The 26591-nt window shown below is 43.3% G+C and carries 18 protein-coding genes; 8 read left to right on the plus strand and 10 right to left on the minus strand.

Going from position 1 to position 26591, the window contains the following annotated elements:
• Window positions 1-31: 31 nt before the first annotated feature.
• Window positions 32-1357, minus strand: a complete 1326-nt coding sequence (locus CLV51_RS25635; protein WP_106530968.1) for a saccharopine dehydrogenase C-terminal domain-containing protein — start codon at window positions 1355-1357, stop codon at window positions 32-34.
• Between the two features lie 423 nt (window positions 1358-1780).
• Between CLV51_RS25635 and gyrA the strand changes: the two genes are divergently transcribed.
• Both gyrA and CLV51_RS25645 read left to right on the plus strand, forming a co-directional pair.
• Window positions 1781-4381: a DNA gyrase subunit A gene (gyrA, locus tag CLV51_RS25640; protein WP_106530969.1), complete on the plus strand. Its 2601-nt coding sequence runs from the start codon at window positions 1781-1783 to the stop codon at window positions 4379-4381.
• A gap of 165 nt (window positions 4382-4546) precedes the next feature.
• Complete coding sequence (locus CLV51_RS25645; protein WP_106530970.1) at window positions 4547-5806, plus strand: tetratricopeptide repeat protein; 1260 nt, start codon at window positions 4547-4549, stop codon at window positions 5804-5806.
• A gap of 538 nt (window positions 5807-6344) precedes the next feature.
• Here CLV51_RS25645 and CLV51_RS29475 read toward each other — a convergent pair.
• The 4 genes from CLV51_RS29475 to CLV51_RS25665 form a co-directional block, all read right to left on the minus strand.
• On the minus strand, window positions 6345-6542 hold the full coding sequence (locus CLV51_RS29475; RefSeq protein WP_211302122.1) for a hypothetical protein: 198 nt from the start codon (window positions 6540-6542) through the stop codon (window positions 6345-6347).
• A 261-nt stretch (window positions 6543-6803) separates the two neighbouring features.
• The gene (locus CLV51_RS25655) at window positions 6804-8990 is read right to left on the minus strand and encodes a hybrid sensor histidine kinase/response regulator (RefSeq protein ID WP_158267156.1); all 2187 of its coding nucleotides are present in this window, start codon (window positions 8988-8990) and stop codon (window positions 6804-6806) included.
• A gap of 151 nt (window positions 8991-9141) precedes the next feature.
• Window positions 9142-9378, minus strand: coding sequence for a hypothetical protein (locus CLV51_RS25660; RefSeq protein ID WP_106530972.1), 237 nt, complete (start codon window positions 9376-9378; stop codon window positions 9142-9144).
• A gap of 128 nt (window positions 9379-9506) precedes the next feature.
• Entirely contained in the window at window positions 9507-10202 is a 696-nt protein-coding gene (locus CLV51_RS25665) for a LytR/AlgR family response regulator transcription factor (protein ID WP_106530973.1), read from the minus strand.
• A 103-nt stretch (window positions 10203-10305) separates the two neighbouring features.
• Here CLV51_RS25665 and CLV51_RS28960 point away from each other — a divergent pair, with 103 nt between their 5' ends.
• From CLV51_RS28960 to CLV51_RS25685, 5 genes are all read left to right on the plus strand, one after another.
• Window positions 10306-10620 carry a DUF6660 family protein gene (locus CLV51_RS28960; protein ID WP_146151383.1) on the plus strand — a complete coding sequence of 105 codons (315 nt, stop codon included), beginning with the start codon at window positions 10306-10308 and terminating at the stop codon, window positions 10618-10620.
• 97 nt (window positions 10621-10717) lie between these two features.
• Window positions 10718-13849: an efflux RND transporter permease subunit gene (locus CLV51_RS25675; RefSeq protein ID WP_211302123.1), complete on the plus strand. Its 3132-nt coding sequence runs from the start codon at window positions 10718-10720 to the stop codon at window positions 13847-13849.
• The gene (locus CLV51_RS29480) at window positions 13846-15081 is read left to right on the plus strand and encodes a TolC family protein (RefSeq protein WP_211302124.1); all 1236 of its coding nucleotides are present in this window, start codon (window positions 13846-13848) and stop codon (window positions 15079-15081) included. Before CLV51_RS25675 ends, CLV51_RS29480 begins: the two co-directional genes overlap by 4 nt.
• 12 nt (window positions 15082-15093) lie before the next feature.
• Window positions 15094-16272, plus strand: coding sequence for an efflux RND transporter periplasmic adaptor subunit (locus CLV51_RS25680; protein WP_106530975.1), 1179 nt, complete (start codon window positions 15094-15096; stop codon window positions 16270-16272).
• Window positions 16273-16458: 186 nt separating this feature from the next.
• Window positions 16459-18087 (plus strand): hypothetical protein, encoded by a 1629-nt coding sequence (locus CLV51_RS25685; RefSeq protein WP_106530976.1) that lies wholly within the window; start codon window positions 16459-16461, stop codon window positions 18085-18087.
• A 28-nt stretch (window positions 18088-18115) separates the two neighbouring features.
• On the opposite strand, the gene nfi is transcribed toward CLV51_RS25685, so the two are convergent.
• The 3 genes from nfi to CLV51_RS25700 are packed head-to-tail and all read right to left on the minus strand — an operon-like array spanning window position 18116 to window position 20697.
• Entirely contained in the window at window positions 18116-18808 is a 693-nt protein-coding gene (gene nfi, locus CLV51_RS25690) for a deoxyribonuclease V (protein WP_211302125.1), read from the minus strand.
• 11 nt (window positions 18809-18819) lie between these two features.
• A complete protein-coding gene (locus CLV51_RS25695) occupies window positions 18820-20028 on the minus strand; it encodes a DUF763 domain-containing protein (protein WP_106530977.1) in 1209 nt (402 codons plus the stop codon).
• Between the two features lie 3 nt (window positions 20029-20031).
• Window positions 20032-20697 (minus strand): MgtC/SapB family protein, encoded by a 666-nt coding sequence (locus CLV51_RS25700; RefSeq protein WP_106530978.1) that lies wholly within the window; start codon window positions 20695-20697, stop codon window positions 20032-20034.
• A 522-nt stretch (window positions 20698-21219) separates the two neighbouring features.
• On the opposite strand from CLV51_RS25700, the gene CLV51_RS25705 reads away from it, so the two are divergent.
• On the plus strand, window positions 21220-22998 hold the full coding sequence (locus tag CLV51_RS25705; RefSeq protein ID WP_106530979.1) for an ABC transporter ATP-binding protein: 1779 nt from the start codon (window positions 21220-21222) through the stop codon (window positions 22996-22998).
• Window positions 22999-23328: 330 nt separating this feature from the next.
• Here CLV51_RS25705 and CLV51_RS25710 read toward each other — a convergent pair whose 3' ends face one another.
• Window positions 23329-23802 carry an acyl-CoA thioesterase gene (locus CLV51_RS25710; RefSeq protein WP_245898954.1) on the minus strand — a complete coding sequence of 158 codons (474 nt, stop codon included), beginning with the start codon at window positions 23800-23802 and terminating at the stop codon, window positions 23329-23331.
• A gap of 30 nt (window positions 23803-23832) precedes the next feature.
• Complete coding sequence (locus CLV51_RS25715) at window positions 23833-26328, minus strand: TonB-dependent receptor (RefSeq protein ID WP_106530981.1); 2496 nt, start codon at window positions 26326-26328, stop codon at window positions 23833-23835.
• Between the last annotated feature and the right edge of the window lie 263 nt (window positions 26329-26591).

Consider the following 26591-nt stretch of genomic DNA (forward strand, 5'->3'; position numbering starts at 1 on the left):
TCGAGTTCATCATAGGAAAACAATGTCTTGTCTATTCAAAACTTTCCTCAAATCTGATGTCATATTCTTCCAGTTCTTTTAATACCGGGTTATAGATTTCCGGCATGACTGGTATATGTAATCCTGTTAGTGTTACTTTATCCTGTAGTATTAATTTGGCCATGATACCCAGTGGTAGTCCTACTGTTTTAGCCATTGCGGTACGCACATTATCTTCTCCCTGTGTAATCATGTAACTGTGCATCCTGGTAGCCATATTACGCCGCTCGAATTCTATTTCATGCATCATCACAATCATGTCTTTGTCGGCGGGTTCCATTTTAAGTTTGTTTTCTACCAGGAACTGGAGAATACCTGCATTCGTTTGCTCCCCTAAATTTATGACATCTGTGCTTAATAAGCCCAGATATTTCAGTTGCCGGATGACCTTGGATTTGGTACTTACGCCCAGGTATTGCGCCATCATTTCTTCGGGGCCACTTTGTTTTTCCGGAGTAACGTGTTGCGTAGCCCATTTATTATAAGTGAGCTGGTCGGTTTGTATTTTATGCGTGTCTTCTGTCAAACCCAGCTGTACCACAGCATTCCAGCCTTCGCAGAAATCCGGGAAGCGGAGCGTAGCGCGCATAAATGTGGCGAGATCCTGCAGGTTATAAGCCTCCATGTAGCCGAGAGAGTCGCGGTTAGGATAGAAGGCCAGCTTGCCCAGGCCAGGCACCTGTATGATTTTGGAGTGATCAAATAAATGTTCGTAACTAAGTTCCTTTACTTTTCCCTTTTCTTTATAGGTGGCGCCGGAACTGCCTGCCATTACTATGTTACGGGCATTCCAGGAAACTTTGTACTGCCATGGATTATCGTTGCTGTCTGGCGAAATGAGGCCACCACAGTAGGATTTAAAGGAAAATATTTGTCCGCCTTTTTTCTCGATAGAGTGAATGAGTTTCATGGCCGACATGTGATCAATGCCGGGATCGAGGCCCATTTCATACATAAAAAGCACGCCTGCTTTTTTAATATCATCTTGTAGTTTGCGTACTTCCGGATCAATGTAGGACGCAGTGAGCAGGTTTTTTTTGAATTGCAGGCAATCTTTAGCCACAATGATGTGCAAATTTGGGGGGAGCAGCGAAATGACCAGGTCAGTGTCCTGGATGAGTTGCTGTCTGGCTGCATTGTCTTTAATGTCGATAGCTGCAGGTGTTGCGTAGTATGATTTTCCGATCTTGGACTTAATCAGCATCAGATCGTGATCTGACACGGTAATGTGCCATTTTTGTCTCGGAGCATTGGTCAGCAGATAGTCGATCAGACTGGTGGCCGATTTGCCGGCGCCAAACAACAGTATGTTCTTCATAGTATTCTTTAGAAAAGTGTTAAGAATCAGGGGAATAACAGCTGTTTAGATGTTTATGTTCGAATTTTGCTACAAATTCGGGTGGTGACTGTTATTATATATAATTTCCGTTAATCTGATATGTTGATTATCAGCATCTTAGAAACAAATACTTTGCCAATATTTATTTTCTGGTATATTATCAATAGTGTACATATTGCAGATAAAGTAAAATTAGGACATTTTTTATACTAACGTAATAACGGGCTAAATGGTTGTCATTCATTGATTAAAATAATCATATATCGATATTGCTATATAATCGATTATCCCTATGGCGCTTTTTATTCACATTTATTGATTTGTAGGCCGAAATAAGGCCCGAAATGGCTATATTTGCCTTTATCTGTTTTGAGCAGAAAAAACTGTAAATCAATACACAAAATGACAGAGCATACGGAAAATCATCAGGAAGGGAGAATTGTCCAGATAAATATCGAGGAGCAAATGAAAACGGCCTACATAGATTACTCTATGTCCGTGATCGTAGGCCGCGCCTTACCCGATGTGAGAGATGGTTTGAAGCCTGTGCACCGCCGCGTTTTATTCGGAATGAATGAACTCGGTAACCACAGTAACAAAGCCTACAAGAAATCAGCGCGTATTGTGGGTGAGGTAATGGGTAAATATCACCCACACGGTGATGCTTCCATTTATGACACCATCGTACGTCTGGCGCAGCCCTGGAGCATGCGCTACCCGATGGTAGATGGTCAGGGTAACTTCGGTTCGGTAGACGGTGACATGCCGGCTGCGATGCGTTACACAGAGATCCGCCTGCAGAAGATCGCAGAAGCCATGCTGGAAGACATTGAAAAAGACACGGTAGATTTTACCCACAACTTCGATGATACCCTCGAAGAACCAACAGTATTACCTACCCGTATTCCCAATCTGCTCGTAAACGGTGCTTCCGGTATCGCAGTAGGTATGGCCACCAACATTATGCCCCATAACCTCAACGAGGTAGTGGATGGTGCCATGGCTTATATCGATAACAGGGATATTACGATTGAAGAGCTGATCAAACACGTGAAAGCTCCTGACTTCCCTACAGGCGGTATTATTTACGGTTTTGAGGGTGTTAAGCAGGGTTTTGAAACCGGCAGGGGCAGAGTAGTGGTACGTGGTAAAATCACCTCAGAAACGGCTAAAAACGGTCGTGAAAAACTGGTGATCTACGAATTACCTTACCAGATTAACAAGGCAGTATTACACCAGAAAATTGCACAGCTGGTAAATGATAAAATTATTGAAGGCATTTCCGATGTACGTGACGAAAGTGATCGTGAAGGTATGCGCCTGGTAATTGATCTGAAAAGAGAAGCGATCTCCAACGTGATCATCAACCAGTTATTTAAATATTCTGAACTGCAAACATCTTACGGTATCAATAACGTGGCCCTGGTAAAAGGCCGTCCGCGTATTTTGAACCTGAAAGATATGATCGCAGAGTTCATTGAGTTCCGTCATGAAGTAGTGGTAAGAAGAACCCGCTACGATCTGCGTAAAGCGGAAGAGAAAGCACATATTCTCGCTGGTTATCTGATTGCCCTGGATCACCTCGACAAGGTAATTGCCCTGATCCGTGCTGCTAACACACCTGAAGTAGCGAAAGATGGTTTGATGAGCGAATTCGGTTTGTCTGAATTACAATCCAAAGCTATACTGGAACTGCGTTTGCAGCGTTTAACCGGTATGGAGCGCGATAAGATCCGCGCTGAATACGATGAGATCATGAAGCTGATCGGGTACCTGAAAGATGTACTGAATGATGAAGTTTTACGTATGCAGATCATCAAAGATGAGCTGGAAGAAGTGAAAAAGAAATTCGGTGACGAACGTAAAACTGAAATCCAGTATCTCGCCAGCGAAATGAGGATTGAAGATATCATCGCAGAAGAAGATGTGGTTATTACCATTTCTCACCTGGGTTATATCAAACGTACATCTGCTTATGATTATCGTCAGCAGAAACGTGGTGGCCGTGGCGCTATCGGTGGTAAAACACGTGATGAGGATTACATCGAACACCTGTTTGTGGCCTCCACACACCATACCATGCTGTTCTTCACAGAAAAAGGTCGTTGCTACTGGTTAAAGGTGTACGAAATTCCTGATGGAGAAAAGAGTGGTAAAGGCCGCGCCATCCAAAACATGATTCAATTGCCGGGCGACGATAAAATCCGTGCTATTATTGATATCAAGGATTTGGGAGATAAAGATTTTATCAATAGCCATTATATTGTACTTTGTACCAAGAAAGGTATCATCAAGAAAACGATGGTGGAAGAATTCTCCCGCCCACGTCAGAATGGTGTAAACGCTATTACCATCAATGAAGGTGATGAGCTGCTGGAAGCAAAACTGACTACCGGCGACAGCCAGATCATGATGGCCATACAGAGCGGCCGCGCTATCAGATTCCCTGAAGCAACCGTTCGTGACACTGGTCGCGGTGCGATTGGCGTAAGAGGAATTGAAGTGGACAGTGAGAACGATGAAGTGGTTGGTATGATTTGTGTTAACAAGGAAGACGAATTAAAAACAATCCTTGTTGTTTCTGAGAAAGGTTTTGGTAAACGTACCAGTATTGATGAATACCGTATCACCAACAGAGGTGGTAAAGGGGTGAAAACCATTAACATAACGGAAAAAACCGGTAACCTGATCGCAGTGCTGGATGTAACGGAGAAACATGATCTGATGATCACTTGTAAATCCGGTATCACCATCCGTATGGCAGTAGCAGATATTCGCGAAGCAGGCCGTGCTACACAGGGCGTTCGTCTCATCCGCCTGGATGACAGCGACGAAATCGCAGCAGTAGCACGTCTGGATGAACAGGAAGTACTGCCTGTTCACGATGAAGAAGGACTGGAAGGCATTGAAACGCCAACAACTGTAGCAAACGAAGCACCGGCAACTGAAGAAAATGAAGCGCCGGAAGCAGCAGCTGACCAGGAAGAAAAAACGGAAGAATAATTAAGTATTAAGTAACTTATACACAACGGATTTTCCAGAAGATCCGTTGTGTATTACTAATAAAAAATGCAACCAGCTTTTAGTGGTAACTATATTCCTGGTTGTATTATAATTTATTAGAGCACCATACTCTTAATGTAATCAGCAACTAAAAAACACACAAGCATGAAAAAATTATTGGTATCTCTTCTCTTTTGCACGGCCGGAGTATCGGTGATGGCACAACGGGCAAAAGTTAGCAGTGCAGACGAGAACCTGAAGAAGCAAGATCTGGAAAAAGCTAAGGCAGACATTGATGCAGCGTTACAGAACGATAAAACCAAAAATGATGGTAAAACGTGGCTGGTAGATGGTAAGATCCTGGAAGCAATGGGCACCAAACAAAAGAATGCAGGTCTTGCTCTGGAAGCTTATTCTGCATTCAAAAAAGCATTGGAATTAGATCCTAAAATGAAAGAGGCGGTACTGGAAATGAACCAGCCTCTGTTCAATGTATATGCTACCGTTGCTAACGCCGGTTATGCTAACCTGAATGAGCAGAAATGGGATTCTTCTCTGACCAATTTTAAACACGCATTTGAAATCGCTGAATTCTATAACAGCAAAAACCTCGGTGGTTCTATTCCTCCGGATACTGCGCTGACCTTCTACGTAGGTTATGCAGCTAACCAGGCGGGTAAAAAAGACGATGCTTTCACCTACCTGAAAAAAGCCGCTGATCTGCAATTTAAAGGTGAACCTGCACTGTATGTGATCCTGGGTCAACTGTACGAAGAAAAAGGTGATCAGGCTAACTGGTTGAAAACAATTGAACAAGCGAAAGTTTTATTCCCTAAGGATAAACGCTTTAACGATATGGAAATGGCTTTCTACAGCAAAACCGGTAAAACCAACGAATTACTCGGTATGCTGGAAAAGAAAATGGCCGACAATCCAACTGATGAAGCAGCTGTACTGGATTACGCTATTCGTGTAGACAACCTGGCTAATCCCCGTGATGAAAAAGGTAATGACGCACCAAAACCAGCTAACTACGAAGAACTGATTGGTAAAGCAGAAAAAGCTTACAAGAAAGCAATCGAAATGAATCCTGTAGATGCTACTGCCAACTTCCAGTTGGGTGCACTGTATTTCAACCGCGCGGTTGTTTTCAACAAACAACTGAACGAACTGGATAGCAAACAACAAACTTCTCCTAAAGCAAAAGAACTGCAGGCTAAAGTAGAAGGACTGATGAATCAGGCTTTGCCTTTCTTCGAAAAAGCTGATGCAGGTTTCACTGCTAAAGGCAGCAGCATCGAAGCGAGCGACAAACAAACCTACGAAAGCTGTTTGTATGCATTGCAGAAAATCTATGCTATCAAAAACAATACTGCTAAAGTAGAAGAAGTAAAAAAGAAACTGGACGGACTTACACAGAAATAAGTCTTTATTATAGCTAACATATTATTGAGAGAATGTCCGCCGTATGGCGGACATTTTTTTTTGTCTTACTCAGGATTAGGCAGATTATACTGATTAGCATGATTATTTTTTTGATTTTGGGAGATTTAAAGTTTGTCTGAACTGTGATTTTTATGATTAGTGTGATTGTTCTGATGAGCGGAGATCTCAGCGGATTTTGTCTGAACCAGGATTTTTAGGATTGAATGGATTACCATGATGGATGTTATTTTGTTTTATTAAGAAGATATATGCGAATATCTCCGCCAAGATCTTCGGCATCCATCATGGTAATCTATTCAATCCTAAAAATCCTGGTTCAGACAAAATCCGCTGAGATCTCCGCTCATCAGGATAATCACACTAATCATAAAAATCACAGTTCAGACAAATTTTAAATCTTCCAAAATCAAAAAAATAAAATCATAGTAATCAGTATAATCAGCCTAATCCTGAGTAAGACAAAAAAAATCCCGTCTGCTTTACGCAGACGGGACATTAACTCAAACGCTGTATTGAATTATGCTTTTTTAGGAGCAGGAGCAGCTTTTTCTTTTTTAGCAGCTGGTTTAGCAGCTTTCTTAGTTGTGTCTGCAGCTGGTTTAGCAGCTTCAGTTTTAGCTTTTTCTTTCTTAGCTGGTTTAGCAGCTGGTGCTTGTGCGAAAGATGCAGCAGAAATGCTCATTACTACTACAGCGGCGATCAGGCTTTTTTTCATGTGATTGTCTTTTTAAATGATTAGATTAAAAGAATGTGTTGTTTATAATTTGTGCAGTAAAAATAATGCAGGATGGCAGCGTTTTCAGGAAGTTTCGATGAACAGGGAATTACTGTCGTTGAACAAGGTAAAATGCACGGTATAAAGTAACATATGTAAAACAAAAAGTAAAAAGTTATTGAGGTGAAACATAAGCGCATAGTCATTCTTAGCCTATATCACTGTTTCAATAGCTGTATGTTTTCACCTTTATGTTATCGATTATAAAAGGATATTAATCGCTTCCTGGATGGCCTGTAAACACAACTGTTTCAGGGTCATGAATATTTCTGCAACGAGGTGGGGATGATAATTATTTTCCTGCAGCTGTTCCAGCTGTTCCAATATAGGATAGAGATGTGCCTCCAATCCAATAAAAGATACTGTTGTTTTGAGGTTATGCGCTGTAGCGCGAATCGCTGCTATATCTTCTGCTACAACAGCTTTCTTTAACAGCGATAATTCTTCGGGTAGTTGGGTAATAAATTGTTCCAGCATATTTTTTTCAAAGGCGGAGTCACCTTTGGAAAGATCATGCAGGTACTGCATATTAATTAGCTGTTGGGTCCCATTTTCATGCAGGTGATGCGCGTGTGTTGCCGGCAGTTCCCGTGGGGTAAGTTTGCCGGTGTATACCTGTATCATCCTGTACAATTCATCTTCCACAATAGGCTTTGAAATATATTCATTCATGCCTATCTGCAAACATTTTTCTCTTTCACCTGCCATAGCATGTGCTGTCATGGCAATCACCGGAATAGTGGAATGACGGTCGTTCCGGATCATCTGTACTGCTGTATAGCCGTCCATTTCCGGCATTTGAATATCCATCAGTACCAGGTCGTAATGTTGTTTGTCTAATGCCTGCAACACTTCTTTCCCATTATTCACCACTTTATATTGTAGTTGCCAGCTACTTAACAGGTGACGGAGCAGGTTCTGATTCATTTTATTATCTTCTGCTACAAGCAGCCTTACATCCGGATGTAAGGGGAGTTGGTCGTTTTCTGCATAATAATCATCGCCATTTTCAGGAAGAAAATCGCCCAGGGTATAGGGCAGTTCTACTTTGAAAATAGCGCCCTCACCGGGTTTACTCTCTACGGAGATAAATCCGTTTTGCAATTCTATCAATTGTTTTACAATCGTAAGACCTAATCCTGTTCCTCCGAACTTACGTGTAGTAGAGGCTTCTGCCTGGTTAAAGCGATCAAAGATGCTTTCCAGTTTAGCCGGTTCTATACCGATACCCGTATCTCTAACGGTAAACAATATACGAACTGCATTATCTTCACTCCATATTTTTGTTACGCGGATACTCACTTCTCCTGCGGCTGTAAATTTAATAGCGTTGCTGGTCAGGTTAACCAATACCTGTGTTAACCGCATCACATCTCCATAAAGGATATCAGGTACCTCATCAGCGATGGTTACTGACAGGTGCAATTGTTTTTCTTCTGCTTTAGGCCTGAACATGGTATTAAGCGAATGCAATACACTGCGCAAACTGAAGGCGGTGGCTTCTATGCGCATCATACCGGATTCTATCTTGGAGATGTCCAGAATATCGTTGATGATCTCCAGCAGATTTTGCCCGGCGTTTTCAATGGCGCTGACATATTCTTTGGATTTATCATTGAGGGGTTGCGCTTGTAACAGATGTGTGAAACCCAGTACGGCATTCATAGGCGTACGGATCTCATGGCTCATATTAGCCAGGAATTGCTCCTTCACAGCCGCCAGTTTTTTCTCCTGTTGCTGTGATTCATCGAGCGCTTCAATGAGTTGTTCCTGCCGGTGTATGCGGCTGGTGATATATAAAAACGCCAGTAAACTGGTCAGGCAGGCAAAGAATACGAGCACGGTGCCCCAGCTCTGTGCTTTTTGCCCACTGGTATCAATAAGATGTGTAGTTCGGTTTACTTCTGTTTGCCGCGTCGTATCGAGTTGGTGTAAAATGCCGGTGATGGCTTCTCCCAGCCGTTTTCCCCGCTGGTTGTTGATCATTCTTTCGGCAGACCATTTGCCTTTGCTGTAGAAGGTATCCAGCACCAGGAGGTTAAAATTATTTTTTTCGTCTACGAGATAATTGAGTTGGGTGAGGAGTTTCTCTGTACTATCGTTCTTAACTATTTTATTGATTTCTTTCAGGTCGGCTTTGATAATGGCAATGTCAGCTTCAATGCCGGTAATATGCATGGTATCCTGGGAAATGACTGTTCCGCGTACTTTGCTATCGGTTTTAGCCATGTTTGTTTGCAGCTTCTGTAATTCATTTTTTACATTCAGTTCCTGCAATAGCTGCTCATTACCAGTGATGAGCTTACGGATATTTTTGGCGGAATTAAATTGCAGCACAATGAATAATATCATACCTGTTATGAACAGGCCAAGGAGGTAATATTTCATTCTTTTAGGCTGCATGACTCTTTAGTACATATAAACGCTGATATAGGAAAGCCGGTTCAATAAACAAAAAAAATTCCGGAATTACGAATGTAGATATTCGGTTACCTTATCAGTAACTGAATATCTACATTCAAAAAATCTGAAAATGTTACTATTTCGCTTTTGGAGCAGCAGCAGGAGCAGGTTTAGCTGCATGATGATGATGCTTTGCGTGCGATTTATGGGAAGCCATTGGTTTTTCCTTAGCTTCTTCTTTCTTTTCTGTAGCGGCTGTTTCTTTCTTTTCTGTAGCTTTCTTTACTTCTTTTTTAGGCGTAGTTGTTTGCGCAAAAGATGATGCACTCATAAACAACATAGCGGCTGCGATGATAATACCTAACTTTTTCATGGTTGTATACTTTAATTAGTGATCAATTGTTTGACGACCTAAAGATACATCCACTACTACCGCTATTAACTAACAAATGGCCCAACGGGCCCCAGCTATCGGTCAAAAAGGGGAAAGTGTCGTTAAGGTCAAAGCAGGTTCAGTTTATTATTCAGGGCAGCCCTGTATGCATCCGCCACTGGTATAGCATTCTTCTGAATAATGATCGTACCGTCCTCGATAGATTCTATTTTATCGAGCGCTACAATGTACGAACGGTGTACCCGCATAAACCTGCCGGCTGGCAGCTTTTCTTCCAGGGCCTTTAAAGTAGTATGGATCGCATGAAACTTCTGGGGTGTATTTAGTTTTACATAGTCGCCCATGGCTTCCAGGAAAAGAATATCTTCTGTACGGATTCTCTTTAATACGCCTGTATCCCGGATAAATACAAATTCTGTGTCTGATACCTGTATTTCACGGTTATTACTATCGCAAATTTCTTTTGCTTTCTCGATGGCCTGTATAAAGCGGGCCGGATGTACCGGTTTAATCAGGTAGTCCGCTACATTCAGCTCAAACGCTTCTACAGCATACTCTTTTTTTACAGTAGTAAAAATGATCACCGGTCGCTTTTTACCCAGATTGCGGGTCAGCTCCAATCCGCTCATACCGGGCATTTCGATGTCCAGCAGGAGCAGGTCTATCTTTTCTTTCTGTAAAATATTGTAGGCTTCCATGGCACTGCTGCATTCGCCGGCTACGTGGAGGTGCTCTACATGGCTGGCAAGCTGTTTCATGGCCGTACGTGCCATTTTGTTATCATCTACTATCAGGCAATTCATGGGGCTAATTTAACAACAAATTGTAATACAAAATCATCTCACCCGCAACTAGGATGCAGTTTTTCCTGTGCTGGTTCTGCTTTAAATTTTTACATTTGCAGATATGAAGTGGTTGCTGTACATACTAAGTCTCTACATCCTTGTGCTGTCTTGCATTCCATGCAACGATGCCGATGCAGCTGTACGTAGTGGTATTGAGCAAACGGCCCGGCTGACCACCCCGCATGAACATGATATACAACCCGATTTTTGCTCCCCGCTCTGTGTTTGCAGTTGCTGCAATGTACATGTAACGCCGGGTGCGGCTATCATCGTTCTCTTTTATCATCACCGGGTCCGGATCAGTTATCCATTATTGCCCGTTAATCCGCTTCCTTCCTTATCTGCTATCATCTGGCAGCCCCCACAGTTGGTTTAGTATTGTTTTAATGATGTTTTTGTTATGCGTGTACGATGTGCCGGAATACGGTACAGGGTTCACTATAGCACCTCTTTTTATTACATATTAACCAATCATGCTGGATAAGATTATTCGTTTCTCTATCAGAAACAAATTGATTATAGGGATACTCACGCTTGCGCTGATGGCGTGGGGCATTTTTTCGCTATTACGCCTACCGGTAGATGCGGTGCCTGATATTACCAACAACCAGGTACAGGTGATTACACAATCGCCCTCCCTGGCGGCTCAGGAAGTTGAAAGACTCATCACTTTTCCGATAGAACAAACCATGGCCGTGATTCCGGAGCTGAAGGAAGTACGTTCTATTTCCCGGTTTGGACTATCGGTGGTAACGATTGTATTTCATGATGAGGTAGATATTTACTGGGCACGGCAGCAGGTCAACGAAAAGCTGGGGGAGGCCAGGACCAATATCCCGCCTGGCATTGGTACACCTGAAATGTCGCCGGTTTCCAGTGGACTGGGAGAGGTGTATCAATACGTGGTACATCCTGAGAAAGGATATGAAGAAAAATTTAATGCGCAGGAACTGCGTACTATCCAGGATTGGTATGTACGCCGGCAGTTGCTGGGAACACCCGGTGTAGCGGAGGTGAATAGCTTTGGTGGCTTGCTGAAACAATACCAGGTAACCCTGAATCCTGATAAGCTGCGTAGTTATAATTTAAGTATCACAGATATATTTAACGCACTGGAACGAAATAACCAGAACACCGGCGGCGCTTATATAGATAAGAAACCTACTGCTTATTTTATCCGTAGTGAAGGACTGATAGGTAGTTTGGCAGATATAGAAAAAATTGGAGTAAAGAATATCCCCAACGGACTACCTGTTTTAGTAAGAGATATTGCTACTGTACAAACCGGTAGCGCTACCCGCTATGGCGCGCTCACCCGAAATGCCAGCGGGGAAGCCGTGGGAGGTATTGTGATGATGCTGAAAGGAAAAAATTCCAATGAGGTAGTGAAGGCTGTGAAAATACGCATGCAGCAGATTCAGAAAACATTGCCCGATGGTGTGGTCATCGAAGCTTTTCTGGATCGCAGTGAGTTTGTGGGACGGGCAATTAGCACGGTGCAAAAAAACCTGGTAGAAGGGGCGCTCATTGTAATATTTGTGCTGGTACTATTCCTCGGAAACTTCCGCGCAGGGCTGATTGTAGCCTCCGTTATTCCATTGGCTATGTTGTTTGCCATCGCCATGATGAAACTGTTTGGTGTATCCGGGAACCTGATGAGCTTAGGTGCCATAGATTTTGGTTTGATCGCAGATGGTGCTGTTATTATTGTGGAAGCAACTTTACATCATCTCACCGGTAAAAATAAAACCAATAGTGTGCTGCGTTTAACACAGGCAGAAATGGATACGGAGGTATTTGAGTCTGCCAGCAAAATACGCAGTACAGCGGCTTTCGGCGAAATTATTATCCTGATCGTCTATCTGCCTATATTGGCGCTGGTAGGTATTGAAGGAAAGATGTTCCGGCCCATGGCACAAACGGTTTCCTTTGCTATACTGGGTGCATTCATCTTGTCGCTCACCTATGTGCCGATGATATCCGCCTTATTGCTTAGTAAAAACCTTCGTAACAGGGTAACGATATCAGATCGTATCATGCGTTTCTTTCATCGTATATACGATCCCGTTATAAGAGGGGCATTGCGCGCAAAGGCTTTGGTGGCAGGTGCGGCCGTGCTACTCTTCCTTGTTTCATTATTTTTGTTTAGTAAGATGGGGGGAGAATTTATTCCTACACTGGAAGAGGGTGATTTTGCGGTGGAAACGCGATTACTCACCGGTAGTTCTTTGTCCGAAACAATTGATAAGGTAAGTCTTGCCTCCGGCATTTTGCTCAAACAATTTCCGGAAGTAAAAGAAGTGATTGGTAAGATAGGCGCTGCAGAAATTCCTACAGACCCTATGCCTATGGAGGCTTGTGATCTTACGATCTTATTAAAACCAAAGAAAGAATGGACCAGCGCCAAAAACAGGGAAGAGCTGGCAAATAAAATGCAGGAGGCTTTGGAAGCTATACCAGGGGTTAGTTTCGGCTTTTCTCAGCCTATTCAGTTGCGGTTTAATGAGCTCATCTCCGGCGTAAGACAGGATGTAGGGATAAAGATTTTCGGAGAAGATTTATCTACCCTGGCTTCTCTCGCACAAAAGATAGGAGGTATCGTTAACCGCACACCGGGTGCCAGGGATCTGTATGTAGAGCAAACGGGCGGCTTGCCGCAAATAGTGGTGTCGGCAGACAGGGACAAGATAGCCCGTTACGGACTGGACATTGCCACTATCAACCAAACACTTAACACTGCTTTCGCAGGACAAAGTGCGGGCCTGGTATATGAAGGAGAAAAACGTTTTGAGCTGGTAGTAAGACTGGATCAGCAAAGCCGGCAAAACCTCGCAGATGTACAGCATCTTTATATCACAACGCCATCGGGCAACCAGGTGCCATTGTCGGAAGTAGCCAATGTGGAAATGACAACAGGTCCCAACCAGATACAAAGGGAAGACGCCAAACGCCGCACCATTGTAGGGTTTAACGTACGTGGCCGTGATATCGCCAGTGTGGTGAAAGATATAGAATCGGCCATTGATAAAGAAGTGAAATTGCCTGCAGGCTATTTTATACGCTACGGTGGCCAGTTTGAAAATTTAAAAGAGGCTAATCAGCGTTTATCCGTTGCCGTGCCCCTGGCGTTGCTGCTCATTTTTGGGTTATTGTATTTTACTTTCCGCTCTGTTAAACAGTCATTGCTGATCTTCACTGCCATCCCTATGGCGGCCATTGGTGGCGTATTTGCGCTGTTGCTGAGAGGAATGCCATTCAGTATATCTGCCGGTGTAGGGTTCATTGCCTTGTTTGGTGTGGCGGTACTTAATGGTATTGTACTGATAGGAGAATTTAACCGGTTAAAGCAAGACGGACTTACAGACCTGAACAGCATTGTACTAAATGGAACGGCTACACGCTTACGCCCTGTACTCATGACGGCCTTCGTGGCTTCCCTTGGGTTCTTACCGATGGCACTCGCCACCAGTGCAGGCGCAGAGGTGCAACGGCCATTAGCTACCGTGGTCATCGGAGGACTCATTACTTCAACATTACTCACCCTCCTGGTGTTACCTTGTTTATATATTTATTTTGAGAAAGGTTTTTCAAAACAAAAATCATGAATATCCGATTGATAATATTTTTATTGTTTCCTGTTGCTACGTTTTCACAAACGCAGCAACTCACCATGGAAACAGCGGTGCAACTGGCTTTGCAGCAGAACAAAGGATTAAAATCTGCCGCAACCAATATTGATTATTACCGGGACCTGACAGGTACCAGTACAGAGTTGCCTAAAATAGGCGTGAACCTGCAATATGGGCAAACGAACAGCTACGTCAAAAACGATAATAATTATAGTGTATCGCAAACCATTCCTTTCCCATCTGTATTTGGTGCTAAAAAGCAACTGAATGATGCACAGGTAGAAAAGGCAGTGTGGTACAAAGCCACCACGCAAAATGAGTTGATCTACCAGGTAAAGCAGGTGTATGTACAGCTGTTGTATATTTTGGAAGTAAGAGAACTGATTAAACACCAGGACAGCCTGTTTACCAATTTTGCACGTGGCGCGGACCTGCGGTATAAAACCGGAGAAAGCCGTATGCTGGAGAAAACAGCGGCAGAAGGACGGTTGAACGAAGTGCGTAATTCACTGCGGCAAAATGAAGCCGATCTGAAAATTTATATTGCCAGACTACAGGCATTGTTAGGCAGCAATGCGCCCATCAGGATTAAGGAAACGGAGATCCCCGCGGCAAATATGTTGTTTGAGAATGATTCGGTGGCCGTGTCAGGGAACCCGCAACTGCAGTATCTCAGGCAGCAGATCGTTATTACAGAAAAGCAGCAGAAATTATTCAAAGCATCTATTCTTCCCGACATTACAGTAGGGTATTTTAATCAATCGCTGATTGGTACCCCGCTGAATGCTACAGGGACGCCATTATCCACTAACAGTAATCGTTTCCAGGGATTCCAGGTAGGATTGTCGTTGCCGGTTTGGTTTGGCCCGCTGAAAGCCAAAGTAAGAGCGGAGGAAAAGCAGCGACAGATAGCCAGTTTGTATTATGATAATAGCATGCTGCAGCTGCAAAGTCAATACGAACAGGCAGTACAGCAGTTTATCAAACAACGTAACAGCCTTGATTTTTATCAGCGTACGGCATTGCCCAATGCGGAACTGCTATTGAATCAATCTTCCAAATCCTATACCAGTGGGGATATTGGCTACTCAGAGTATTTTCTTAACCTGGAACATGTGCTGTCTGCCCAACAAGGTTATCTGCAAGCCAGAAATGATGTGAAGCAGGCAGAATTATATATGGCCTTTCTGGCCGGACGTCAACTTTAAACTATTATCATCATGCAATTATTTAAAAAATATATATTCCTTCAAGTTATAACGTTAATGGCTACACTGTTATTAACTTCCTGCGGAAATAAGCCTGTGGCAAATGTTACAGCAGATACACATGACCACGGGGAAGCGGCCAGCACAGTAGAACTGACTGCTGCACAATTTAAAACAGCAGGCATTATTTATGGTATGCCGGAAAACAGGCAGATCAGCGGTGCCGTGAAAGTGAATGGTTTCCTGGATGTACCACCGCAACAGGCGGTGAGTGTATCTGTACCGATGGGTGGTTTTGTAAAACAAACCAGCCTGTTGCAGGGTATGCCTGTTAAACAAGGACAGGTGATTGCTGTGTTGGAGAACCTTGATTACATTCAACTGCAGCAGGATTACCTGGAGGTGAAAAGTCAGCTGGAATACGCTACTGTAGAGTATCAACGGCAGCAGGAGCTGGCCAGAGAAAATGTGAATGCACTGAAAACACTGCAACAATCGAAGGCGGCGTTTCAAACATTACAGGCAAAAGAGAATGGCTTAAAACAAAAATTGTCGGTGCTGAACATTAACATGTCCTCGCTGGAAAAAGGTAATATACAACGCAGCGTCAATGTGTATGCACCTATCAGTGGTTATGTAACGCAGGTAAATGTGAACCTGGGACAGTTTGTGAATCCGGCAGACATCCTCTTCCGGATTGTGAATACAGCGCATCTGCATGCAGAGCTCACGGTGTTTGAAAAAGACATTCCTAAATTAAAAATAGGGCAGCAGGTGCGGTTCACACTGGCCAATGAATCAGCACAACGTACTGCTACTGTGCATCTCATAGGACGTGAAATCAGTGCTGAGCGCACCGTGCGGGTGCACTGCCACCTCGAAAAAGAAGATACACAGTTGCTTCCCGGTACTTATTTGCAGGCTATGATTGAAACCGGTACCGCCGGTGTGAAAGCGTTGCCCGAAGCTGCTATCGTAAATTTTGAAAACAAGGCCTATATATTTCTGAAAAAAGCAACCACAGACAGTACCTATCATTTTGCTATGCAGGAAGTACAGAAAGGAAATAGTGAGCAAGGTTATACAGAGGTGTCATTTCCAAAAGATACGCCTGGCAATGAAGTGGTGGTAAAAGGGGCCTACGATTTGCTGGCTAAACTGAAGAACAGCGGGGACGAAGAAGGACATTAGAAGGAGGATTTAGCAGTTAGCTTTTAGCTTTTAGCAAAATGCAGCGAAGATTAAAATATAATAATCCTCGCTGCATTTTGCTAAAAGCTAAAAGCTAACTGCTAGAAGCTAAAAGCACTCGCTTCACCTATTCTTGTTAGAAATTTAATTTATTTCATATATTTGAAATTATTAATTAATAAAGAGATGAATTATTTAAGATTGCCGGCATTACTAGGGATTTTGCTATGGGGTGCAGCTGCTTTTGCCCAGGTACCGATTGTAACATTGGGGCCTGCTTTTGAAGAGCCGGGAGACGGCTGGGATAAGCTAATGCAACTGAAAAACGGTAATACCATCTATCTGCATTTTTCAAAAAAGGATGGGTTGCAGGTGTCTGTATACAATGTACAGCGGGAGCTGGCAGTGGCAGACACGGTACGGGGGCAGCTCTGGAATGCCGGCGATATGGAATCAACGGAAATTGATGGTATCTATGAGATAAACGGGCAGCCGGTCATCTTCTTACAACAACTGGTAAAATATATTCCGGTGCTATACAGGTTAGTACTGGATGGGCAAACAGGTAAACTTATACGGGAAGATAAACTGGGTGAATTGCCTACCATACAGCATCGTAGCGTATTTGTGCAGGATAACCTGGCCTCGCACGATTGTTATGTGGAGAAAGATCCCAACAGCGATTATTATGCAGTAGCACTGTTTGCGGGAGGTGCTATTCAAAAGAATGATAGCATCCACGAGCGTATACAGGTGATACACTTTTCACCGGCACATGAAATAATTAATAAAGGCTGGTTCTATTTACAGGATACTTCGTATAACTATTTCAGTTATATCAATATGACGGTACAAGGGCCGGGGAAAGTATACCTGGGAACCGTGGGATTCAATGCCAGGCGTAAAGACAGCGAGCCATGGTCTAAAGTTATTTTTTCTGTGTTATCGCCGGACTCTGCTACGTTTGCGCATCACGTGCTCGACTATACGGCGGATTTTGGTAATGTGAGCGGCTGTATACAGGTGGCCTCTGCAGCGGAACAGGTACGTATGTTGTTACATGTACCTGCTCAACAAACTGATGGTAGCTCCGGCATATTTATGAATACTTTTAATGCCTCTTCAGGCAAACTGCGCAAGCATTTGCAGCTATCATTCCCGGAGCTGTCGAAAAATGTACAACTTAATCTTGGTTACAAGAATGACTACCAGGGTACACCACAACGGTTACTACTAAACGAAGATGGCAGCAGTACATTGCTGATGGAAAACCTCACACATTTTAAACAAGGCAATACACAAATCAACAAACTACATACCAACCTGGGAGATATAGGTATTTCATTGCTGGATACTGCCGGCCGGGAAAGCATGACCCTGGCGGTTTCCAAATACCAGGTGATAACAGGCATATGTGAACCTTTTCAGCTGCAACGCCGCAATAAAAGTGAGTGGATTTTCCGTAACAAAATTGCTGCACTGAATACCAATACCTATCTCTCGTATGATTATATTTCTGTTCGGGAAGCAACTTTTGTACTCTTCAACGACTATTTGCAATACCTCGATACCGGTGGACAGGATAAGGTGCGCAAACCGCTGAAATACGCTGCAGACGCGAATTTTGTTTGCTATCGTTTTTACAATGGTAAGATGGAAAGATTGTATTTATTTGGAGTGCCGGAAGTAACAAAAGGATACGCCTGTATGATGGGTGCATCAGATTATAATCAGCATAGTCGTGTATACGCTACCATTATGATTGCCAGAAAAGGTACAGAAAAGAAAGCATGTATAGCGTGGGTGAAGTTTTAGTTTGTAGCTAAACGCTAAAAGCTAAGCGCTAAAAGCTTTCCGACCAGCCTTCCGGTAATGTGCCCAGCCGGAACTGGTTCACCGCATTATGAGCCAGCCGCGTAGGTTCCGGTAAACGATAGCGCCCTACGCATTGCATCAGGGTATGAAGGCTCCCCGCTACATCCGTCAAGTGCCCCGGAGAAACAAAAATAGGTTTTACCTTATCTTTACTGCGTAGTACGTTCCCCATTATTTCGCCTTGTTTATCGGTTAGTGGCGTATAGTCGCCACGGTTAGGACCAGGTTCTTCATAGTTGCCAAATAGTTTTTTCTTCGCGCTGCCAATAGTTGGTTGATTAGTCAGTACACCAAAGTGGCTGGCAATACCCATCCGGCGGGGATGTGCAATACCATGGCCATCTACTATCAATACATCCGGCTTTATGGGTAATTGTTCCCAGGCATTTAGCAGGGCGGGTACTTCCCTGAAAGCGAGGAAACCCGGTACATAGGGGAAAAGTACTTCCTTTTTAACCAAACTGTAACCAACGGGTGTAAGCTCAGGAAATCGCAGCAGCACAATACCGGCGTATACAGTCGTACTGAATTTATTGAAAGAGATGTCTGCGCCTGCAATGTAATGTATAGCCCCTTTAAACGGTGTGATCAATACCTGGCTGCGTAGTTCTTTCTGTATCAGTGTTGCTTCAGGTACTGTTAATTCGTTGTAGTTGATCATGATCTCCGTTGTTAGAAAAGTTTCAATTGGTCGCCACCCTTAGGTGTTGCAGGTTTCACGGCTTTGCCGAAAACTGTTCTGCCACCATATTGCCAGGAGTCACGACGTTCCTGTGCTATTACGTTATCAAAGTTGGTGTTGGGCTCAAAGTCTTTTTCTATTTGCTGAGACAGGACAGATAACTTCTTTATCGCATCCTGTTTATCGGACTGTCCTATTTTTGCCTTGTTCAGCGCGTCTTTGAGCGTAGCAATGGTTTCATCATAAATACGGGTAGGTACCGGAAAGGGGTGACCATCCTTACCGCCATGGGCAAACGAAAACCGGGCCGGGTCTTCAAACCGGGAGGCAGTACCATGTATCACTTCACTTACCAGTGTTAATGACTGTAATGTTCTGGGGCCTAATCCTTCCAGCATCAGTAAGGATTCGAAGTTGGCGGGGTTGGTATTATGTGCCAATGCCAGTACGCTTCCCAGCCTTTTCAGGTTCACGTTTTCCGCACGTAGTTCATGGTGTGAAGGCATGACCAGGTTACGTATTTCCGGCAACAGGTGAGCGGGCTTCTCTTTTGTTAGTTGTAAAATGCCTTGCCTGGTGTCGCCGGCCTTTATATCAGTCAGATTCAGGATCATGCCCTGATTTCGGCCATAGATAAAGGTATGCGGTGCTTCTGTAAATGATGTAAAAGCGGAAGAATGCCAGTGATAGCGTCTTGCCATGCTGCTGGCGTCATTCATCCCCTGTTGCACTACCGCCCATTCTCCTTCATCAGATAAAATGAAAGAGTGCAGATACAGCTGAAAGCCGTCCTGGATGGCTGTATTATCGACCTTTGCTGTTAGTTTGCTGCTATATACCAGCTGATCACCGGGAAGCCCGGTTTTGTTGGCAATGGCCATTAGTTCAGCAGGTGTTTCTTTGCTGTGCCGTCCTTTACCGCCACAGATATAGATCCCCAGTTCTTTTGAGCGGGGATTGATGGCTTTTTTTAATGCACCCATAACACTGGTGGTGATACCGGAAGAGTGCCAATCCATGCCCAATACACATCCTAGTGCCTGAAACCAACAGGGGTCACTGAGTTTTCTAACAACTTCACCTTTACCGTAATCGGTAATGATAGCTTCCACGATAGCACCGCCCAATAAGCTCATACGCTTTGCGAGCCAGGGAGGTACCTGGCCGTAATGTAAAGGCAGATCAGCGTATGAAGGCATTTATTATAATGGATTTGTTTGTACCTGGTATTGAAATATGTTGTTGTTCTGTAGCAGGAAATCATCTAATTGTTCCATTTTGCGATGGTGCCCGCGCACAGCATAATTTACTTCTATCATATTCTCTTTTCTCACAATCAGCATCCGCTTGTATTTCAGCCCAAAACGCTGTAGCGTAAGTTCAACATCAAGATGTGGAAATTTCTCTTCATAAAAATAAATGGTATAAAGGCGCTTATCATTTATAAACGCTATTTTTCTTTCAACATATTCCAGGGTAATCAACACAAATAACGAGCTTGCAAGGGCTCCCGCAGCTATCCAATACTGACTCATACCTACAGCCATGCCTACTGCAGCGGCTATCCATATAGCGGCAGCAGTGGTGATGCCATCAATGGTATAGTCCCCTTTAAATATTACGCCTGCACCAATAAACCCCACGCCCGTAAGGATGTTGGAGGCCACACGATCAGGTGAGCCGGGAAATCCCAACTCGGCGGAGAGAATCGTAAATACGGTGCTGCTCATACATATCAATGTCATGGTACGCATACCGGCAGCTTTCCGTTTGTATTCTCTTTCGAGCCCCAGTAAAGCGCCCATCAGCAAAGCTATCAGCACTTTCAGCAACTGGTCTTCTTCTATGATTTGCAATACTTGTTTCATTGGTCTGAAATATATTGTTACAAATGTACGTGTTGGCACAATTCTTTCCTGTAGTAAAAAAGTGAACAATAATTAAACCTTTTACTAAAACCAGTGTTATGAATAAGTTCCCATCTAATTATAATCTTAATTCCCTCATGAAACCCTTCTTGTACAAATTTTGTATGGCACTTTGTGTTGCAGGTATCCTTAGTCTGTTTCTTTTTGCATGAAATAGTTCCAAAGAAACCAGCAGCGAAGCTGATGCTGCAGTGGCGATGCCCAAAGTAAAAAGTAAATAGTACCAGCGTAGTGCCGGTAGATAAAAGCCGGATTCAACGCATATGTAATAAATATATGCGTTTCAGGGTGGCTTGTTAACTACAATAACCTGATTCTGGCAGATTCGTCCTGGTTGAGCGCAGGAGGCCTTCGATGTTCGTCTGTTAAAGACAAACATCGAAGGCCTTTCTCATTATTTATAATGCTTTTTACAATATATTTGGATGTACTTCGTCTCCCTGTAATAAAGACTATATCTTAATGCAAAACGACCCAAACATTACCCCGGCGCCAAAAGGAAAGATTAAAATGGCGTCACTGAAAAAAACATTACGTCTGTTCCGTTATGTAAAACCATATTGGCCGGAATTCTCATTAGGCCTATTTTTTCTGCTTGTTTCCAGTCTGGCTGGCCTGGCGTTTCCTAAATTAATTGGTGACCTCGTAGATCCTAAAAATGCTGTCAACCTCATTAAAGGGATGAACAAAGCAGGATTGTTGCTGGTGGGGGTGCTGATAGGGCAATCGATTTTCTCCTTTTTTCGTATAGTATTATTTGTAAATGTAACAGAGAAGACGCTGGCAGCCCTCCGGCAAACGATTTACAGTCACCTGATCAAACTGCCCATGAAATTTTTTCTGGAAAGAAGGGTAGGAGAATTGAGCAGTCGTATTTCATCAGATATCTCCCTGTTACAGGAAACTTTTACTACTACACTTGCGGAATTTATCAGGCAGATGATCATCATTGTAGGTGGTGTAACCATCCTGCTAATTACTTCCTGGCAGCTGACAGCCTTTATGCTGGCCATTTTGCCCGTTATGATGATAGCAGCTATCATTTTCGGAAAATTTATCCGCCGCTTTTCCAAACAGGTACAGGAACAAGTGGCCGCTTCCAATACAGTGGTAGAAGAAACGCTGCAGGGTATCCTCAATGTAAAAGCATTTGCCAATGAGTTTTTTGAAATAGCGCGCTACCGTCAACGTACCAACGAAGCGGCACGTATTGGCATGAAAGGAGGCAAATTCCGTGGTGCCTTCTCTTCCTTTATTATCATGGGTATTTTTGGTGCACTGGTGGCAGTGATCTGGAGAGGTGTATCTATAGGCCTTTCTACGCCACAGCTGTTATCATTTGTATTATACTCTGTATTCATTGGAGGTTCTATTGCCGGCCTGGCAGAGGTATACACCAATCTGCAAAAGAGCATCGGAGCAACTGAGCATTTGCTGGAAATACTGGATGAGCAAACAGAAGATATTTCACCCGTAGAAGAGATTCCGCTGAAAAATCAACTGGATGGACAAATCAGCTTTCGTAATATATCGTTTCATTACCCTACACGCCCGGATCTGAATATCATGAACGACGTATCGTTTGATGTATATGCAGATCAGAAAGTGGCGCTGGTAGGGCCTAGCGGTGCCGGTAAGAGTACAATTGTATCCTTACTGTTACGGCTATACGATCCGGTAAACGGACAAATTCTTTTTGATGGGAGGGAAAGCCACACGATCCCGCTGTCGCAACTTCGTGCACAGATGGCCGTAGTACCGCAGGATGTATTCCTTTTTGGAGGCACTATTGCTGAAAATATAGCTTATGGCAAGCCCAATGCAACAATAGCAGAAATGGAGGAAGCAGCCAAAAAGGCCAATGCCTGGGAATTCATACAGCGGTTCCCGTTAGGCCTCGATACAATTGTTGGTGAGCGTGGTATTCAGCTCTCCGGTGGACAACGCCAACGTATCGCCATTGCACGCGCAGTACTGAAAAACCCCCGTATACTGATTCTCGATGAAGCTACTTCTGCACTGGATTCTGAATCAGAAAGGCTTGTACAGGACGCGCTGGATAAACTTATGGAAGGTCGTACCTCCATTGTAATTGCGCACCGACTGGCTACCATAAGACAAGCAGATAAAATTATTGTATTAGATAAAGGTCATATTGTGGAAGAAGGTACACACACCGAGTTGATAGGCCTTGATGGTGGGTTGTACAGGACACTGAGTGATATGCAGTTTGCTTCGTAAATTGTCTTTCCCAGGATTAGACTGATTGTGCTGATTACCCTGATTTTTATTTTTAGGATTTTAAAAAGATTAGCGAAGATTTTAGCGGGTGTTGTCTGAACCAGGATTTTTAGGATTGAATGGATTACCATGATGGATGCCGAAGATCGTAGCGAAGATATTCGCTTATATCTTCTGTGTAAGACAACATAACACCCATCATGGTAATCCATTCAATCCTAAAAATCCTGGTTCAGACAACACCCGCTAAAATCTTCGCTAATCTTTTTAAAATCCTAAAAATAAAATCAGGGTAATCAGTACAATCAGTCTAATCCTGGGAAAGACAACCTACATATATGGTTTCATCTCTTCATCAATATCCTTCCGTAAATCCATCAGCTTTTTTGCATAGGCCTCCATGCTGATTTCATTAGCTGTACGCGGTGTCCATTTAGGAACGGTCACTGTTTTCCCATTATCATCTACTGCTGCAAAAACCATTACGCAGTGGGTGGTCTTGGCTTTCTGCTGCTGACGCGGGTTTCCGGCAAATACATCCAGAGAGATGTGCATGCTGGTATTACCGGTATAAATTATTTTGGCATTAATTTCTACGAGATCTCCGATAGCAATGGGCTTAAAAAAGCGGATGCCCCCTACATACACTGTTACGGCGTATTGTCCGCTCCAGTTGGCTGCACAGGTATAGCCTGCCTGGTCAATCCATTTCATAACAGAGCCGCCATGTACCTTGCCACCAAAATTAACATCGGAAGGCTCAGCCAGAAAACGCAGGGTGATGGTATGATAAATCGAATCCATAATTGATATTTTCGAATCACAAATTACGAATTAATAACCATCTCCTCCACCCATATCTCCGCCACCGTTATCTTTCGATTTATTGCTTTTACGTTTGAAGAGATTAGTATCCATCTTCCCGAAACGCCAGGTAGCATTGAGTCGCAGCTCACGGGTAAGACGTTTGCGGTAACTTTCCTGCTCAGAGAAATTGGTAGAAGTATAACTGAGATTACGATCAGTATTGAAAATATCGTTGATACCAAGAGATATAGACAGTGCTTTATTTTTCAGCATATCTTTTTTAATCGCTGCATCAAGAGACCATTTAGGTTCCCTTTCACCTTGTGGCATTATTTGTTTGGATTCATATTCTCCGCTTATCTGTAACGTGAGATTCCATGGCAGTTTGGTGTTGCTGTTCAGTTTACCAAACCAGGTAAAGCCCTGGTTAGATAAGTTGTTGCCATTGCTGCTGGTAGCATTGATCTTTGTTTGTGCAAGGTTAACGTTGGTAGTCAGGTCCCATATTCTGGTCAGCTGGCTTCTCACTGTAAACTCTGCGCCGTAGGAATTACGGGTGTTGGCATTAATAGGGTAGGAAAGCAATACATGCTGTACCTGTCCGTTTAAAGTCAGGGTGGTATCTACATAAAAATCTGTAATCGCATTATTGGTATTGCGGTAGTATAATGACACCAGCAAATTATGCTTATGTGCAATATCCTTCAGATAGGATAACTCAAAAGAGTTAGTGAATTCCGGCTTCAGGTCAGGGTTTCCGGTGCTGGCACTTTGACCGCTGTAATCAATAGTAGGCAGCAGGTCTCTGAACCAGGGACGGCGAATACGACGGCTATAGTTCAGTTGCAGTTCGTGATCTCCTTTAAATTTCTGAGATAAAAATACGCTTGGAAACAGACTGATAGGATAGTCTATTTTATAAGATGATTTTTGGCCCAGTTTTGTTTCACCGCTGTAGTTAGACTGTTCAGCCCTTAAACCTACCTGGTATCCGAAACTGTTTTTTGCGCCTGTATAACTAATGTAGCCTGCATTAATCTGCTCCTGGTAATGATAATTATTGGAGAGGGCGGTGTCCATACTGATAATGCCGGATGGATAATCCTGTCCGAAAGTATTGGTATAGTTATCGAATTTGCGGGTGTTGGTGCGCAAGCCCATTTCAATTTTAGAAGTTTCCGTCAGCGGATTTACATAATCGATCTGGCCGGTGATGTAAGTAGTCTTTCCTGCTCCGCTACCATTACGCATTTCAGGCTTCTTAGGATCGTAGATAGGTTTGCCTGCCAGGTCGTAGTATTGCAAAGAATAGCCGGAGCTGTTATCACCCGTAGCATAGTTGTAGGTGAAATCTGCTGTCAGTTCAGCCCCTTCTTTTGCAAAAGTATGTTTATATCCGAGCTGGGTGGTATAATTACGGAAACCGTTGAGGGTATTGTCAATACCGGTACCATAGCGTACTTTCTCTTGTTTGATATCCAGCTCATTTACTGTTTGATCAAAGTATTTATTGAAGTTGCCACCTGTCAGTGATTCAGAAAGACTAATAGTGTTGCGGTTGTCCAGGAACCAGTCGAAGCCGATGCGACCTGTCTGGAATCTGCGGTAAAAGTTACCGCTCTCCAGTTGTTCTGTGTAGGTAGTCGTATCGCTGCCGATATTTTTTCTATAAAGACGGCTGTTCATAGGCGATACGCGGTTACGGACGTTATAGTTTACGAAGAAATTAAATTTTTCCTGACGCAAATTAAAATCAATGCCAGCGTTGGTACTGCCCTGTGAGCTGCCTCCGGCGCTGAGTACACCGTTGATGCCTGCTTTCTTATTTTTTTTAAGTACAATATTCAGGATGCCACTCATGCCTTCTGCGTCGTATTTTGCAGATGGGTTGGTAATTACTTCAACATTCTGAATAGCATCTGCAGGTATCTGATCCAGTGTAAGGGTAGAAGGACGGCCATCTATAAAGATAGTAGGGGTACCATTACGTACAGTTACATTACCATCTATATCCACGTTTACAGAAGGCACCTGTTTAAGTACGTCTGTAGCCGTACCACCAATGCTGGCCAGGTTCTTCTCTACATTAAATACACGTTTATCAATGGCCATTGTAAAGGCAGGTTTTTCACCTACAACATTTACTGCCGCCAGTGATTTTACATTTGCATGCAGTTTCACATTGCCGATATCAATGCTGTTGGTTTTAGCAGAGAGGGTAGCCGTTTTATAAACGGTAGTATATCCTATAAAATTTATTTTAAGAAGATATTTACTGAGCGTGATATTTTCGAAATTAAAATCTCCGTTTGTTTTAGAGAGCATGCCCGTCATCACAGATGAGTCAGCGCGTAACAATGCAACAGAGGCGTATTCAATAGGTTTACCGGTTTGTGCATCCAATAGTTTACCATAAATAGTACCAGCGCTGGCAGCACCGCCTTTTCCTCCGGGTTGCTGTGCCATGGCTGTAAAGCAAAACAACATCATCCAACCTGTAAATAACAATACAATTTTTCTCATAATAGCGTACAACAATTTTATAGCAGTCGTAAAAGTAGTTTTTATGCAGGAAGAAATACCTGTTTTTTGGATGAAAGGTTCGATGGAACCCTTTGCAGTGGATGGTTTCAACTACAGAATTGAGCAGGATTCTTACTGCTGGCCTGTTGTAGGAATATGCTGAAAAAATGCCACAACTGTTAATTAGTGTTAAGCCTGGGTGGTAACCGGTGCAAAAGTGTGGTGCTCAATGTAAAGCATACGTTAAATTTTGTGGATAAAAA

It is taken from the genome of Chitinophaga niastensis (genome assembly GCF_003014755.1).
Classification (GTDB): domain Bacteria; phylum Bacteroidota; class Bacteroidia; order Chitinophagales; family Chitinophagaceae; genus Chitinophaga; species Chitinophaga niastensis.